14 protein-coding genes, 1 tRNA gene and 1 pseudogene are annotated in these 13,503 nt (G+C 30.7%); 7 read left to right on the top strand and 9 right to left on the bottom strand.

From position 1 onward, the window contains the following. Positions 1 to 207 precede the first annotated feature (207 nt). From V6U76_RS00080 to dxr, 7 genes are all read right to left on the bottom strand, one after another. Positions 208 to 1,074, bottom strand: a complete 867-nt coding sequence (locus V6U76_RS00080; protein ID WP_333022921.1) for a hypothetical protein — start codon at positions 1,072 to 1,074, stop codon at positions 208 to 210. Positions 1,075 to 1,139: 65 nt separating this feature from the next. After that, entirely contained in the window at positions 1,140 to 2,003 is an 864-nt protein-coding gene (gene lipA, locus V6U76_RS00075) for a lipoyl synthase (RefSeq protein ID WP_333022918.1), read from the bottom strand. Position 2,004: 1 nt separating this feature from the next. Next, the gene (gene rpmB, locus V6U76_RS00070; RefSeq protein WP_333022917.1) at positions 2,005 to 2,301 is read right to left on the bottom strand and encodes a 50S ribosomal protein L28; all 297 of its coding nucleotides are present in this window, start codon (positions 2,299 to 2,301) and stop codon (positions 2,005 to 2,007) included. 59 nt (positions 2,302 to 2,360) lie between these two features. After that, entirely contained in the window at positions 2,361 to 2,687 is a 327-nt protein-coding gene (locus tag V6U76_RS00065) for a DUF721 domain-containing protein (protein ID WP_333022915.1), read from the bottom strand. Between the two features lie 11 nt (positions 2,688 to 2,698). Continuing rightward, entirely contained in the window at positions 2,699 to 2,980 is a 282-nt protein-coding gene (locus V6U76_RS00060; protein WP_333022914.1) for a hypothetical protein, read from the bottom strand. A 217-nt stretch (positions 2,981 to 3,197) separates the two neighbouring features. Continuing rightward, positions 3,198 to 3,983: a squalene/phytoene synthase family protein gene (locus V6U76_RS00055; RefSeq protein ID WP_333022912.1), complete on the bottom strand. Its 786-nt coding sequence runs from the start codon at positions 3,981 to 3,983 to the stop codon at positions 3,198 to 3,200. Continuing rightward, positions 3,967 to 5,118 carry a 1-deoxy-D-xylulose-5-phosphate reductoisomerase gene (gene dxr, locus V6U76_RS00050; protein ID WP_333022968.1) on the bottom strand — a complete coding sequence of 384 codons (1,152 nt, stop codon included), beginning with the start codon at positions 5,116 to 5,118 and terminating at the stop codon, positions 3,967 to 3,969. Before dxr ends, V6U76_RS00055 begins: the two co-directional genes overlap by 17 nt. 189 nt (positions 5,119 to 5,307) lie before the next feature. Here dxr and V6U76_RS00045 point away from each other — a divergent pair. From V6U76_RS00045 to V6U76_RS00015, 7 genes and pseudogenes are all read left to right on the top strand, one after another. Then, a tRNA-Thr gene (locus V6U76_RS00045) sits at positions 5,308 to 5,380 on the top strand. A 22-nt stretch (positions 5,381 to 5,402) separates the two neighbouring features. Further along, positions 5,403 to 6,110, top strand: coding sequence for a triosephosphate isomerase (locus V6U76_RS00040; protein WP_333022911.1), 708 nt, complete (start codon positions 5,403 to 5,405; stop codon positions 6,108 to 6,110). 157 nt (positions 6,111 to 6,267) lie between these two features. After that, a pseudogene (locus V6U76_RS00035) lies at positions 6,268 to 6,917 on the top strand (IS5/IS1182 family transposase). A gap of 587 nt (positions 6,918 to 7,504) precedes the next feature. Beyond that, positions 7,505 to 8,674: a methionine adenosyltransferase gene (metK, locus tag V6U76_RS00030; RefSeq protein ID WP_333022965.1), complete on the top strand. Its 1,170-nt coding sequence runs from the start codon at positions 7,505 to 7,507 to the stop codon at positions 8,672 to 8,674. A 77-nt stretch (positions 8,675 to 8,751) separates the two neighbouring features. Further along, on the top strand, positions 8,752 to 8,952 hold the full coding sequence (gene rpmG / locus V6U76_RS00025) for a 50S ribosomal protein L33 (RefSeq protein ID WP_333022910.1): 201 nt from the start codon (positions 8,752 to 8,754) through the stop codon (positions 8,950 to 8,952). 727 nt (positions 8,953 to 9,679) lie between these two features. Then, the gene (atpG, locus tag V6U76_RS00020) at positions 9,680 to 10,528 is read left to right on the top strand and encodes an ATP synthase F1 subunit gamma (RefSeq protein ID WP_333022908.1); all 849 of its coding nucleotides are present in this window, start codon (positions 9,680 to 9,682) and stop codon (positions 10,526 to 10,528) included. Between the two features lie 2 nt (positions 10,529 to 10,530). Next, the gene (locus V6U76_RS00015; protein WP_333022963.1) at positions 10,531 to 11,850 is read left to right on the top strand and encodes a TldD/PmbA family protein; all 1,320 of its coding nucleotides are present in this window, start codon (positions 10,531 to 10,533) and stop codon (positions 11,848 to 11,850) included. 226 nt (positions 11,851 to 12,076) lie between these two features. Here the strand turns inward: V6U76_RS00015 and rpsI are convergent, their stop codons facing one another. Together rpsI and rplM are read right to left on the bottom strand one after the other, a co-directional pair. After that, complete coding sequence (gene rpsI / locus V6U76_RS00010; protein ID WP_333022907.1) at positions 12,077 to 12,535, bottom strand: 30S ribosomal protein S9; 459 nt, start codon at positions 12,533 to 12,535, stop codon at positions 12,077 to 12,079. Continuing rightward, complete coding sequence (gene rplM / locus V6U76_RS00005; RefSeq protein ID WP_333022906.1) at positions 12,525 to 13,013, bottom strand: 50S ribosomal protein L13; 489 nt, start codon at positions 13,011 to 13,013, stop codon at positions 12,525 to 12,527. The genes rpsI and rplM overlap by 11 nt, the downstream gene beginning before the upstream one ends. Between the last annotated feature and the right edge of the window lie 490 nt (positions 13,014 to 13,503).

The raw sequence follows: 13,503 nt of genomic DNA, 5'->3' as shown, positions 1-13,503 counted from the left end.
ACTATTAGAAGCGGTGAAAAACTGGGCTCTGCCTGTCTCTTCCCTCAAGAGCCATATTGTAGATTCGATTGTATTGACATTAAGTATACAGTGCAAGCAACATTTTTCTAAAAAGATTATCACAAACTATAACCCTATCATTATAAAAAGTATAAGTATTTCAGTTCCACCTATATATTTGCTGTCTTTAGTCTATTGATAACATGTTCACCTTCTGCTTCCTCTAGCACTGTTGCTGCAGGTACAACAAGGTTTCCTGCTTGCTCTAAATAAATTATATTTACTCTCATTATTGTCCTTAATGACATCTTTAGGCACTAGGACTCCAATGAATTTTATACCTTTCATGTCTTCCTTAGTGAAATTAATACTTGCTCTTTCATTATCAATGTTAAGTAATTTCTTTTCATACTTATCTTCTGATTTTAATAAACTATCAATCATTTCATTAAAACCATTAATATATTTTATGTTGTTCTCATCATCATCAAGTAATACTACTGCTTTTGGCAACTCTCCATATTTTTTTTTGTGTTCCTTTAATAAACATAAGATATGAAAGTTCTTTCCATATTTTTCTCTCGTAGATTCCTGTTTTGTGGTAGTAGATTCCTGAGCAGCAAGATCAAAATTCAAACTAAGCTTTCTTTTTTTTTCTCTAGGCTTTCCTTCTTCTGATATATGCTGCTTTTGTATATTACTTCCACTGGAACTCCTTCTTGAATCTTTTTGATCTGGTGTATTATTTAGCAACCACCCTATTACCTTGATACTATTCGCTTCATCATCACTTAAATCTAAATTATGTTTTATGCAATACTCTACATGTTGAGTGTATTTTGTAAACGATGCAATAGCAACATTTACTCCTTCTTTTAACAAGTCCTTAAGGAAAACCTTGAGCTTTTTTTCATTCTTAATTCCACCTTTTTCTTTTAAAAAACTCTCAACTTGTTGCTTTATCTTAGAGTCTTCTTTTTCATCTGGAGAAATAAATTTCCCTTCCAAATAACCATGCATATGGCCATTTACAATAGTATTATCAAAATCAAGTACAACTAACATATCATTCATAATTTACCTAATAACATCTACATTATACTGTAAAACAGGATATTTGCCAAATTTAATTTAAAAAATTAATTCAAAGCTTTAAGCTTTTTAAAATCCTCTTCTGCATGATATGAGGATCTAGTTAATGGGCTTGATGCTACCATGCGAAATCCTTTAGAGTAAGCAATATACTTAAAATGTTCAAATTCTTCTGGACTCACATACCTATCAAGTTTTGCATGTCTTGGAGTAGGCTGTAAATATTGACCAATCGTAAGAAAATCAACATCAGCGCTGCGTAAATCATCCATTACCTGTAATATTTCTTCCTTGCTCTCCCCAAGCCCTACCATAAATCCTGACTTTGTAAAAATTTTAGGATTAACTCTCTTAACTATTTTTAGCAAATATAAAGAGTGAAAATAACGAGCCCTCGGCCTTATTTTTGCATATAATCTTGGTACTGTCTCAATGTTATGATTATATACATCGGGAGCAGCAAGAGCAATTGCTTCAAATGCACCTTCTTTATTAAGAAAATCTGGAGTTAAAATTTCTATAGTTGTTTTTAAGCATGTCTTCCTAATTTCTTCTATACATTTTATGAAATGACTTGCACCGCCATCAGGTAAATCATCGCGATCAACTGAAGTAATAACTACATGCTTCAAACTTAGTTTTTCCAGTGCTTTTGCTAAATTTTTTGGCTCGTGAGGATCTAATTTATCAGGAATACCAGTTTCTACATTGCAAAATGCACAAGCACGAGTACAAACTGAACCAAGAATCATTACAGTTGCATGACGCTTATTCCAACATTCACCAATATTAGGGCAAGCAGCCTCCTCACATACAGTATTTAAGTTATATAACTTAACAGCACTTAAAGTTTCATTGAACACCTGACCTGTAGGAGCTTTAACTCTTAACCAATTAGGTTTACCATGCATATTAAGCAGCTTCTTGCTTTGCTAATGCCTTCTTTAACTTCCTCTTCACTTTTTGAGCTTCCTCACTTAACTTATTAGTTTTAGTATTTAATAAAAAAGAATCAAGACCTCCTTTATAATCTATAGTTCTTAAAGTTCTCGATGCAATACGAAATTTAAACTTTTTATTTAACAAGTCACTCATTAAAGTAACTTTATGCAAATTTAAACAAAAAGTACGTTTGGTCTTACGGTTTGAGTGAGAGACCTTATTACCAAAAGATTTTTTTCTATTAGTTAAACCACAAATTCTACTCATTATAATGTACCATATTATTCCAGAACACTTATTATAACTACATAATATTGCTACCTAAGTCAATGCCAATATTGTGTAATCCTTATGCTATATACTGCTTTATACCCAAAAAATACTGTAATTTTTTCTATTAAAATAGGAATCATATGTTGTATTTCTAGTGCTTTACCACCACCCACAACTAACAAATGTAGCACACCAGAATTTACATTTTTTGCAAACAATACTTTTTGCGGCTTTGTGTATTCTGCTATTTCTGTTCCAGCTATATTTCGCCAATTCAAAATAAGACGCACTTCATTTTTACTTACTTTGTTCTTTGCGCACTTTAGTATATAATTTTCTATTATATACTTTAATTTTTTTGGTCCATTAGATTTTAACATACCAAATTATATCAATCAGAATTTTCCATAACTACTAGATAATATGATGGATATTTCTTATAAGCTCCAGTAACTGCGTCAACGGCAAAACCTGGCCACCATATTATATTTAATAAAGTAACAGTATTAAAGCTTTCCTCCACCATAGTATCTAGCCTATTATAACCAGATTTCTTGCAATCAATTGATAATAGCCCTGACCACCGCTGTACAGTGATTGTACCTGGATTGGACTTAAGAAAATAATCTGCACCTGACGGACTCTGAATAATACAATGTATACCTTTAATCAAATTATTGTTTGTATCTCTACTACTTCAATTTTGATTTTTTTGGTAGAACCAGAAAAGATTGTTGCGAAACAACCAGTGAGTAGATAGGTATCAATATCATTAAACAACAATTTCTAAATAGAGAAGACATAATACTTATAGAAGTAAATCAAATTATTATATAATACTACTATTTATAAATAATACCTTAATTTTACTGAGCAAATTCTACTTCTATCTAAAATAGGTTTTTACAAAATTTCACTTTAAAGAAATGAAGTAGTAACTTGAACTGCATTATCGGCGACATAGACCATATCTCCCCATTTAAAATATTGAATTTCTTTTTGCGCATATTTTTTAAATAAAACCCTGCAAGTACAGCTTGTAACTTTATGTGTATTGCTTTTAGACTCTTTGCTAACTGTACAGTAGTCACTATATGGCTTTCAGCCTTTTCAACTATTAATTTTTGGTGTAATTTATTACTTAGTAACAATGTTTTATTTTGAAAATATTTTGCATTACGCAAATTATTCATCAGATGCCAAGCAATGCCACAATGATATGCAATCTGATCTCCATGTTCTATCGTAGTTGTTGCAATAATTATTATCTTCATCAAATTAACTGTAGTTTGTACTGCAATTTTTTCTAGTTCCTCTACATTTCTATATGAGGTATATCCTACCATTTGTTCATAACCATTTAAATAATCCTTGAACAGAGATAATGGTATATTTGCAGACTTTATCACATATTGTAATGCTATTACTATATTGTGATTATCAGTTACAAGATTATTTTGATAGATTGTATCTATTTTTTCATGCCACCACTTTAGGCGTATAAAAGCTACAATCGCTTCATTGGTATTATAGATTATATTATTAACTTCGATATTAAACGTATAAAGTACTAAATAATTGTGTCTAAATTTTTTAGGAACAAATAGAGAGCAAATAAAGTGATCTCTATCGTACTCACGTACTTGGTCTATACAATAATCAATAGCTGATTGCATGTTTAGTAGAAATAACTCGAGCTTCTTTATTAATTTCTAATATATTAGACAATGTAGCAATTTCAAAATTATTTGTAAATTTATTAAGTGTTAATTCTACTATTTTTACTATATCCATAAATTTTATTTGTGAATTTAAAAATGCATTTACAGCTATTTCGTTTGCTGCATTAAGCACAATGCTTTTTGCATGTAATGAGTGAGAATTCATTATCTCAAATCCAAGTTTTAAAGCAGGAAATCGCTGATGATCTGGCTTTATGAACGTTAATTTTTTCTGCTTAGTTAAATCTAGTTTACAATTTAACTTTTGTCTCTCTGGCCAAGATAAAGCGTAAGAAATGGGGATTTTCATATCAGGTTCTGCTAAAACGGCAAAATTAAATCCATCTTGGTATGACACAATACTATGCACTATTGACTCTGGATGAACTACTACCTCGATTGCATTAACTTTGAATAAATTATACGCTTCTATCATTTCTAAAACTTTATTCATCATAGTTGCGGAATCAACTGAGATTTTTTTACCCATATCCCAGGTTGGGTGAGTAAGTACTTGTTCAATTGAGGAATTTTGTATTTCTTGGTAAGTAGAATTTAAAAATGGCCCTCCTGAAGCAGTGAGAATAATTTTCTCCACATGTTTTTTACCATGTTCTAGAATCTGAAAAATTGCATTGTGCTCAGAATCGATAGGAATAATGCTTACATTATTTTTTTTAGCTTTTTCAAATAATAATTTTCCTCCGCAAACTATACTCTCTTTGTTTGCTATAGAAATTACTTTAGTTCCACTTTCTATAATTCTCATAACTGGTTCGAGTCCTGCAATTCCAACAACTGCAACAACTGAAAGATCAACTGCAAATGAAGCAATGTTCATTAAACCGTTAATACCTACTTCTATATTAATATTTGTACCTGATAGCCTATTCTTTAGCTCTAAATAAAATTCTTCATTGACGATAGCAACATGCTTCACCTTAAGCAACTTTGCTTGAAAAGCTAATAATTCAAAATTAGAGTGAGTAGTAAGTGCTTCCACATGATATTTTTCTAAATTCTGTGCTAATAATTCTACAGTTTTTTTTCCTATATTTCCTGTAGACCCTAAAACTGAAACTCTTTTCACTGACTTGCCATTAATAGTTTCTGTAATAATATATAACAGCAATGCAAATTTTATCACTATTTTTAATGTAATGCTGAAATAAGTTTTGTTCTAGTTTGCATAATTTTTACTTGTTTAAAATTCTTAATACTATAAGTATTAGAAACTTGTTGACTGTCCTATAAAGCATAATTATATTTTACATGTTTTGCCGGCTTAGCTCAATTGGTAGAGCAACTGACTTGTAATCAGTAGGTTGTCAGTTCAAGTCCGACAGCCGGCACACTTATCCACTATATAAAGCAATGCCTTTTTTAGTAGTAGCAAATTGGAAAATGAATGGAACTAGGTCTACATTCATGAGCTTTATTGGTAAATTAAACAGTAAGTTACTTGATCAGTCCATGAATCATAAGCTTGTGATTTGTCCACCATTTACATCACTTCCAGATAGAATAAATTTAGCAGGCTGCGTTAATATAGGTGCACAAAATTGCCATCACAAAAGATCAGGTTCCTATACTGGTGAAGTTAGTGCAGAAATGTTAAAAGACCTTGGATGTACTTATGTAATACTTGGCCATTCAGAAAGAAATAATGAAAGTAATAACCTAATAAAACTAAAGGCAGAGATGGCACTCGCATGTAATGTATGTCCTATTATTTGTATTGGGGAAAGTCTTAAAGATTATGAAAAAGAAAGAACAGAAGAAATAATAGTCGATCAATGTAAAGAACGTTTGCCTACTTTCTGTAATGAGTATATTATAGCGTATGAACCAATATGGGCTATAGGTACAGGTGTTGTACCAAGCAATGAATTAATAGAAAAAGTTATAAAAATCATCAAATTAAATACTGAACAAAAACCTGTAATCTATGGTGGCTCTGTTAATTCGCAAAATATAGAAATATTACTGAAGATTAAAAGTCTTGCTGGAGTTTTAATTGGTAGTGCAAGCTTAGACTTTGACCATTTCTATAAAATTATAGAAAAAGTTAAAGTATTTTAATTCCTAACTAGCATATATATTTTATAAGAGTGTGTCTTCAAAGTCAAAAAAATAGCTAATTTGTTAAGCATAACAGTAATTATATAAAAATGATATTGGACCTCTAGCATCACTGTACTAAAGGTTGTAATCACTAGAAAGTAACATGAGAGTGGTAATGAAGTTTGAAAAAATAAGCAGGTTGGAAGACAAAGGATTTCGCCGATTAACTAGAGTAAAACTCAATTAACATCCAATAGAATGACCGAGATTTTAATTGCTGCAGAAGCTAAAAGAAGGCCAAAGGAGGAAAATCAACCAAATTATGGGGAGACCTCTTGCTTTTGAGGAAATATCGGATATAATTACGTAAAGCTATGAAGTAAGTGAAAGTGCTTACTATCGTAATATTCGATGGATCTCTGGTAAAACATCCGGAATTTGTGTTGCCAGGGCGAAAATAGTTCTTAAAAAGTGACATGAAAAAAGATTTTATTCAGGAAAAAGTATAGCATACAAATAGAAAAACAGAGCAGTTTATACGACTTTTTCGAACGATAAACGGCATGATTTTCGGGTTTTCAAAGAGTCAAAAATGCATATTTTAAAGGTTTTAGCAGATATAGAGGTTTATAAAAATTCATGAAAGCCGGATAGGAAAACGAAAAAGGACTAAAGAAAAAAGGAAAAGAGCTTGCTAGTCAGAGAGTAGTCATAGAAAATGTGATTGGCCCATTAAAAAGGTTTAAAGTTATAACAGATAAATACCAAAATAGACGAAAACGTTTTGCTTTGAGATTCAAGCTGAAATTTATAACTTTGAATTGATTGGATGAGTTATGTAATAGGTCTATTACAAAGCTCTACTGCATGAAAAACACTTTATGTTTTACTGTCTGGGATTTTTATAATATTCTTAATTTAAGATTCTACAAAGTGATAAAAACTTATTAGGCACATATGCTAAGATTGTTACCATATTTTATCAGCATGCAAAATTTTAAGTTTTCCTATTTAGATTATATTGAACCTTTGATAGGTCTGAATTTTCAAAGTATACAGTAAATTTGTAAGATTATATCCCAGAAATACAAAACACAGATTACCAATAAACCTTCTCATTTATATTTCTCTGTTTTGATTAGCATATTAAATTCACTATCCCCTACACTCTTTTCTTGTGGTTTGGGCTTAAAATAAATCTAATAAAGAGAATACTTCCATAGATCTCACTCTCTATTAAATAAATTCATATTACATTTTTAATTTTAACTATACTTTAAATTAAAAAAGTATGTAATTTTTAATTATGTTTTTTATAATTTATGTTTTAAAGTGTACTTTAAAATTACATAATAACATTTATTCTGATTAATAAAAAAGCATCTATTTGTATATAAAAATATGTCATGATTATGATCTTTCAAAAAAATAAAAATCATCTAATAACAAGCGAATCAGTTGCAGCAGGGCATCCAGATAAAATAGCTGATAAAATTTCAGATGCTATATTGGATAGCTATATTTCTGCTCATCCGTTATCACGAACTGCTATAGAAACTTTAGTGACTAAAGATAACGTTATTATAGCAGGAGAAGTATTTGGACCTACTATTCAGAACAGTGATATTGAAACTATAGTACGTAATATAATAAAAGATATTGGATATAAAGATGATGGGTTTCATTGGCAGAAAGTAATGGTGAGCATTTTTTTACACAAGCAATCCAGTGATATTATACTCGGTGTTGACAGGGATGAGCAAGGCGCTGGAGACCAAGGAATAATGTACGGTTATGCATCAATAGAGACTGAAAATTTAATGCCTGCTCCTATTTTTTATGCACATTTAATATTAAAAAATATAGCCCATGCTGTAAAAATAGGGAAAATTCCTAAACTTGGCCCAGATGCAAAATCACAAATCACTTTACTGTACGAAAATAATTTTCCGATTTGTGCAAAAAGTGTAATTGTATCGATACAGCATCCAGAGAATCTTGGTCAGCTTGAAGTGAAAGAGATAATATATCCCTATGTTGTTTCATCACTTCCTGAAGGATGGATGTGTACTGAAAAGAATTTTTTAGTCAATCCTACAGGAAGATTCGTTATTGGTGGACCTATTGGTGATTGTGGTTTAACAGGAAGAAAAATTATGGTTGACACTTATGGTGGTTATATTCCTCATGGAGGAGGTGCTTTTTCTGGAAAAGATCCAACAAAAGTTGATAGATCTGCAGCATATATGTCAAGATATCTTGCTAAAAATATTGTAACTGCAGGCTTAGCAGAACGTTGTCTAGTACAGCTTTCTTATGCTATTGGTATTGCAGAACCAACATCATTTTATATTGATACTCTATGTACAGGTAAAGTAAAAGAAATAGAGATCATAAAATTCATTCAAAACAATATAGACCTTTCTATAAAAGGAATAATAAAACATTTATCGCTTAATCGACCTATATATAAAGCTACTGCCTGTTATGGACATTTTGGAAAAGAACCGACAAGCATGGGAGAGTTTTCCTGGGAAAAAACAGATTTATCTAAAGACTTATATGATAGGTTCAATAAATAAATTCCCGTAAAATACATTGACTTAAAACAACTAAATGGCTTATTATTAAAATATAATTTTTACTGTAGGGTTAATTTATGGCTAAAAAAACTGCTTCTCTTCTTATAAAGTTAGTAAGTACAGGAATAAAGAAAACATATACTGGAGAGGAAAAGCCAACATGTTATTTTTATGTCAAGAGACGTAACCCCAAAACACTCACTACTAAGCTATCATTTAAAAAATATGATCCTGTAATAAGAAAGCATGTGTTATTTAAAGAAGAAAAGTTAAAGTAAAATCTATTAAAACTACTCTAAGTGTTCAATCGGGTGTCATTTGATTCTAGTAGTAAATGTCTTTTGCCATGATATTCTTCTATAATATCTAAGGTCTATATGAATGAGTATTTACTTTTCATATGACGATAAAACTTTAATCAAAAAACTCAGCAGTCATGGTCTTTATAGCACATATATTCTCTATAGCAAAAAAAATTTTCCTTCTTTGTTCTTATTTCTGAAGAGCGATTCAGAAGTAGCATCATTTAATAGGATATAAAGGTTATTTAGATCAACGTCGTTGATCTAAATAACGACTTTAAGTGAGGTAAGCTTTACTATATCACATCATGTACACTGCACTATTATTTCATAATTTTTTCTGTCTTTTTGTGCACGAGAGTTAATACAATATTAACTCTTTATCAAAAAAAGGTAGTTCTCTATAATAATTTTAGCAAAAATAGCAAGCAAGTAATGATCTAAACTCTTACAATTCTCATCCTGGAGTAATTTTGATAGTGAAATTATTCAGAAACAACAATTAAGAAACTTTGGAAGGCATGATCTTTATCAGGAAAGAAGTGAAGTGGTAAGTAGACATAACATATGTTTAATAAAAATTAGAAATAAAGGAAATTGTTGTATCTATGAGCAGAATATTACTAAACATAACGCTATAAAAGCTTGCTATTTAATTAAAAGCTGTATATATTTTAGCTAAAGTTTTTATAGAGTTATTAAGTTGGTAACACTCAAAGAACTATCCTTAAGAATTAAAAACATAAAGTCTATACAAAAGACTACGAAAATGATGCAGATGGTTTCTGCATCAAAGTCATTACAAAGTCAAAAAAAATTATCAAAATCTAGGCTTTATGTATCTAAATTACAAGAGATAATTTCTTATTTCTTATCTATATCTGATGAGAAATTGAGAAAAAGATTCTTAGGAGTAGGTAGAGATTCTTTTCTAATTTTTATTATAGCATCTGATCGTGGCTTATGTGGTAGTTTTAATTCTTCAATTTTGAAGTTCAGTTATGAGTACATAGATAAGCTGATTTCTAGTGGCAAAAAGGTAGGAATTGTATTTTTTGGTAGGAAAGCTTATGATTTAGGTAAATTTAGGTATAATGTAGAGAATATATTAAAGGGAGAAAGCAGCAATGGTGTGACTCTTAATTACATAGAGCATTTAATGGCTAATATAGATTTGCAGATGTATGACAGAGTAAAAGTCTTTTATAATAAGTTTTATAATACAATGGTACAAGAACCAACATTAGAGCTGATTAGGCCATTGCCATATTGCAATAACAATTTGTTATGCAATAATAAGTATGAATATGAGCCAGCAAATATCAAGTTTATTTTAAGATCTTTAATGAAAAATTATATTTCAGGGAGTTTATACGCTGCATTGCTTGAAAATATGGCAAGTGAAAACAGTGCTAGAATGATTGCAATGGAATCAGCAAATAAAAATACCAAAGAAATGCTGAGTGAGTTATCATTAATCTATAATCGCTCTCGCCAGTCGGCTGTTACAACTGATTTAATCGAAATTATAGGAGGTGCGGAAGCTTTGTAGTGATGGATATATTAAATATTGTAAACGATATTACGAAGTCAATAAAAAAACAAAATTTAGATGCAGAAGTAGTTATATATGAAACTAATAAGATTTCTGTGTCTCAACGCCTTTTAAAAATTGAGCAAATCTCTCAAGCAAAAAATTGCACTGTTGGCATTAGAGCTATTGCAGAAAAAGATAGAGCTGCCTATGTTTCTACCAATGATCTCAGTAGCATTGATAAAGTCATAAGTCAAGTAGTAGAAATGGCAAAAAGTGCTCAAAGAGATCCATATATTAATTTTTATGTTGATGATCACCATACTACTGAAAATCTAGGCATTTTAGATACTAACAGCATTAATATAGAAGATTTAAAAAGGATTACTAATCTTGCAGAAAGCTCAGCCCTTGAAAATAAAAGTATTATTAACTCTGAAGGTGCATGTTCTTCTTATTCTCTCACTAATATGCTGCTCTCCACCACTTCGGGATTTTTAAGCTCATTTAGCAAGTCCTTTTTTAGTAATCAGGTCTCTGTTGTTGCAGGTCGAAATAGGGAAATGAAGGTCGGATATGATTATGACTTAGCTTGTAATTTTAATGATCTAAAATCACCAGAATTAATAGGAAAAGAAGCAGCTAGTAGAGCAGTTGCTCAGCTAGGGGCGCGTGCAGTAAAAACTAATAAATTTCCTGTAATCTTTGAGAAAAGAGCAGCGAAAGAATTAGTAAAAAGCTTTGCTAGTGCTATAAATGGTAATAATATAGCAAGTAGCAGTTCTTTTTTATTAAAAAGTTTAGGTACTATGATCTTTAACGACAATATCTGTATTATAGATGATCCGTTATTACATAAGGGTTTATGGTCAAGGCCTTTTGATGGAGAAGGAGTGCAAAGTAGGAAAACCATATGTATAGAAAATGGAGTGTTATTAAGTTGGATTTTGGATTTACATTCAAGTAAAAAGTTAAACCTTAAAACAACAGGTAATGCTTCACGAATGAGTAATGCTTCAGTTCTACCAGAAGCAAGTAATTTTTATATCGAAAATGGTCATATTTCATACAATGATCTCATTCAAACAGTAAAGCAAGGAATTTATGTAACAGATCTATTTGGTTTCGGTATTAACTTAATTAACGGTGATTATAGTCAAGGTGCATCCGGATTTTTTATAGAAAATGGCATTGTAACATATCCTATACATGAGTTTACTATTGCAAGTAATCTCATTGAGATGTTTGGTAGATTGATTGTAGCAGATGACTTGAGTTTTTATGGACAGTTTAATTCACCAACTATTAAAATAGATGAGATGATAGTTGCTGGCACATAACATCTTATGAATAAGATAGCTTTAAAGCTAAATAATGTATTGTTGAATTGCTTAGAAGTATAACTATTAATTACACAATGTGACAAAAACTGACCACCTAACAAAAAAACCTTATCGTTCTTCCTAAAAATATTAAGTAACTATATAGATACAACTTGGAACTTCATTCATTATTATACTCAAATACATAAATTGTTGTGAATTACCATGAAAAGTATCTAAAAGGCTATCTTTTAGAAAATTGACACTTCTTCCTAGCTTTATGTTGACCATATTTTTTACGCTCAACAACACGTGAGTCTCGCGTTAAAAACCCCTCGCTACGCAACGTTGAATGTAAATCAGAATGCATCTTGCTGAGAGCCCTGCTTATTCCATGTGCTAGAGCGCCTGCTTGACCTGATAATCCGCCACCACGTACAGTTGCAAAAACGTCATAACCATTTATTGTTGAAGTTGCAGTGAAAGGCATAGTAACTGTCTGAACAATCGAACTTCTTTTGAAGTAATCTAGCAAATTATCCTTTTTATTTACATTAAATTTGCCATTACCATGCTTTATCCATACCCTCGCCACTGCATTCTTCCTTCGCCCAGTAGCGTAAACACGACCAAGAGAATCAATTGCTGAATTTAGTTTTTTTTCTTCCATAGATACATTAGAATCCACCATCTTACTTTCCATTTTTATAATTCAAAGAAATAAAATTTATTTTTTTAGGCTGTTGTCCTTGATGCTTATGATCAGGTCCAGCATATATATGCAAATTTTCTAAATGTCTACGTGCCATAGGACCTGTACCTAACATTCTCTTTACAGCCATTTTTAATATACGTTCAGGAAACTTTCCAGTTAAAATATTGCCTGCAACACTACTTTTTAACCCATCAACATAACCTGTATGCCTGTAGTAAATCTTGTCTTTTAATTTCTTTCCAGTAAAAAAAACTTTCTCTGCATTAACAATAATAACATTATCCCCACAGTCCATATGAGGAGTATATTCTGGCTTATGTTTTCCACGTAACAATTTTGTAACAAAAGACGCTAATCTACCAACAACTGCTCTTTTTTTTATGCCTTCCTCTCCGACAACTTCCTCCACATCTATTATTACCCATTGTTTCCTAATTTGCTTCTCTTTTAAAAAAAAAGTAGCCATAAAACTTACTCTCTAATAACTATACTAAACTTTACTAAAATTACTAAATAATGTCAACGATATATAGCCAAAATACTGCATTACCTAAAACTACAGATCACATATATTGATTATGGGTTAAAATCATCTCACCTTTATCACATAGATTCATGACTCTAACAAAGAATAGCTTTGTTACATAAATGAGAAAGAGAATAGACCTATTTTGAAAAATTAACAACCATCACCTAATTTTAATCAATTTGAATTGGATTAGATATAAGAATATAAATATATAAAAGAAATAGGATGCAGATTAACATTAGACCTCTTTCGAAACTAGAAAAAGTAAAAAGATGCTAAGAAAACAGTTTGATTGGAGAGATTGATGATAAAGAATCTGAAGTAAATATCAAGTAAAGAGTTTATTTTTTCTTAATAGGAGTGCGCGCGGCGAAAATTTTTGCTTCCGCAGTTTCGCCATTACCATTATAATATAGAAAATCAAGTA

It is taken from the genome of Wolbachia endosymbiont of Pentidionis agamae, from assembly GCF_036711655.1.
Lineage (GTDB): Bacteria > Pseudomonadota > Alphaproteobacteria > Rickettsiales > Anaplasmataceae > JAZHPY01.
Note: the sequence above shows the minus strand (reverse complement) of the source record. Positions and strands in the feature narration are given on the sequence as shown.

Coding starts and splice junctions, on each gene's coding strand:
- V6U76_RS00080 (WP_333022921.1), bottom strand. CDS start 1,074: ATGAATGATATGTTAGTTGTACTTGATTTTGATAATACTATTGTAAAT.
- lipA (WP_333022918.1), bottom strand. CDS start 2,003: ATGCATGGTAAACCTAATTGGTTAAGAGTTAAAGCTCCTACAGGTCAG.
- rpmB (WP_333022917.1), bottom strand. CDS start 2,301: ATGAGTAGAATTTGTGGTTTAACTAATAGAAAAAAATCTTTTGGTAAT.
- V6U76_RS00065 (WP_333022915.1), bottom strand. CDS start 2,687: ATGTTAAAATCTAATGGACCAAAAAAATTAAAGTATATAATAGAAAAT.
- V6U76_RS00055 (WP_333022912.1), bottom strand. CDS start 3,983: ATGCAATCAGCTATTGATTATTGTATAGACCAAGTACGTGAGTACGAT.
- V6U76_RS00040 (WP_333022911.1), top strand. CDS start 5,403: ATGCCTTTTTTAGTAGTAGCAAATTGGAAAATGAATGGAACTAGGTCT.
- metK (WP_333022965.1), top strand. CDS start 7,505: ATGATCTTTCAAAAAAATAAAAATCATCTAATAACAAGCGAATCAGTT.
- rpmG (WP_333022910.1), top strand. CDS start 8,752: ATGGCTAAAAAAACTGCTTCTCTTCTTATAAAGTTAGTAAGTACAGGA.
- V6U76_RS00015 (WP_333022963.1), top strand. CDS start 10,531: ATGGATATATTAAATATTGTAAACGATATTACGAAGTCAATAAAAAAA.
- rpsI (WP_333022907.1), bottom strand. CDS start 12,535: ATGGAAAGTAAGATGGTGGATTCTAATGTATCTATGGAAGAAAAAAAA.
- rplM (WP_333022906.1), bottom strand. CDS start 13,013: ATGGCTACTTTTTTTTTAAAAGAGAAGCAAATTAGGAAACAATGGGTA.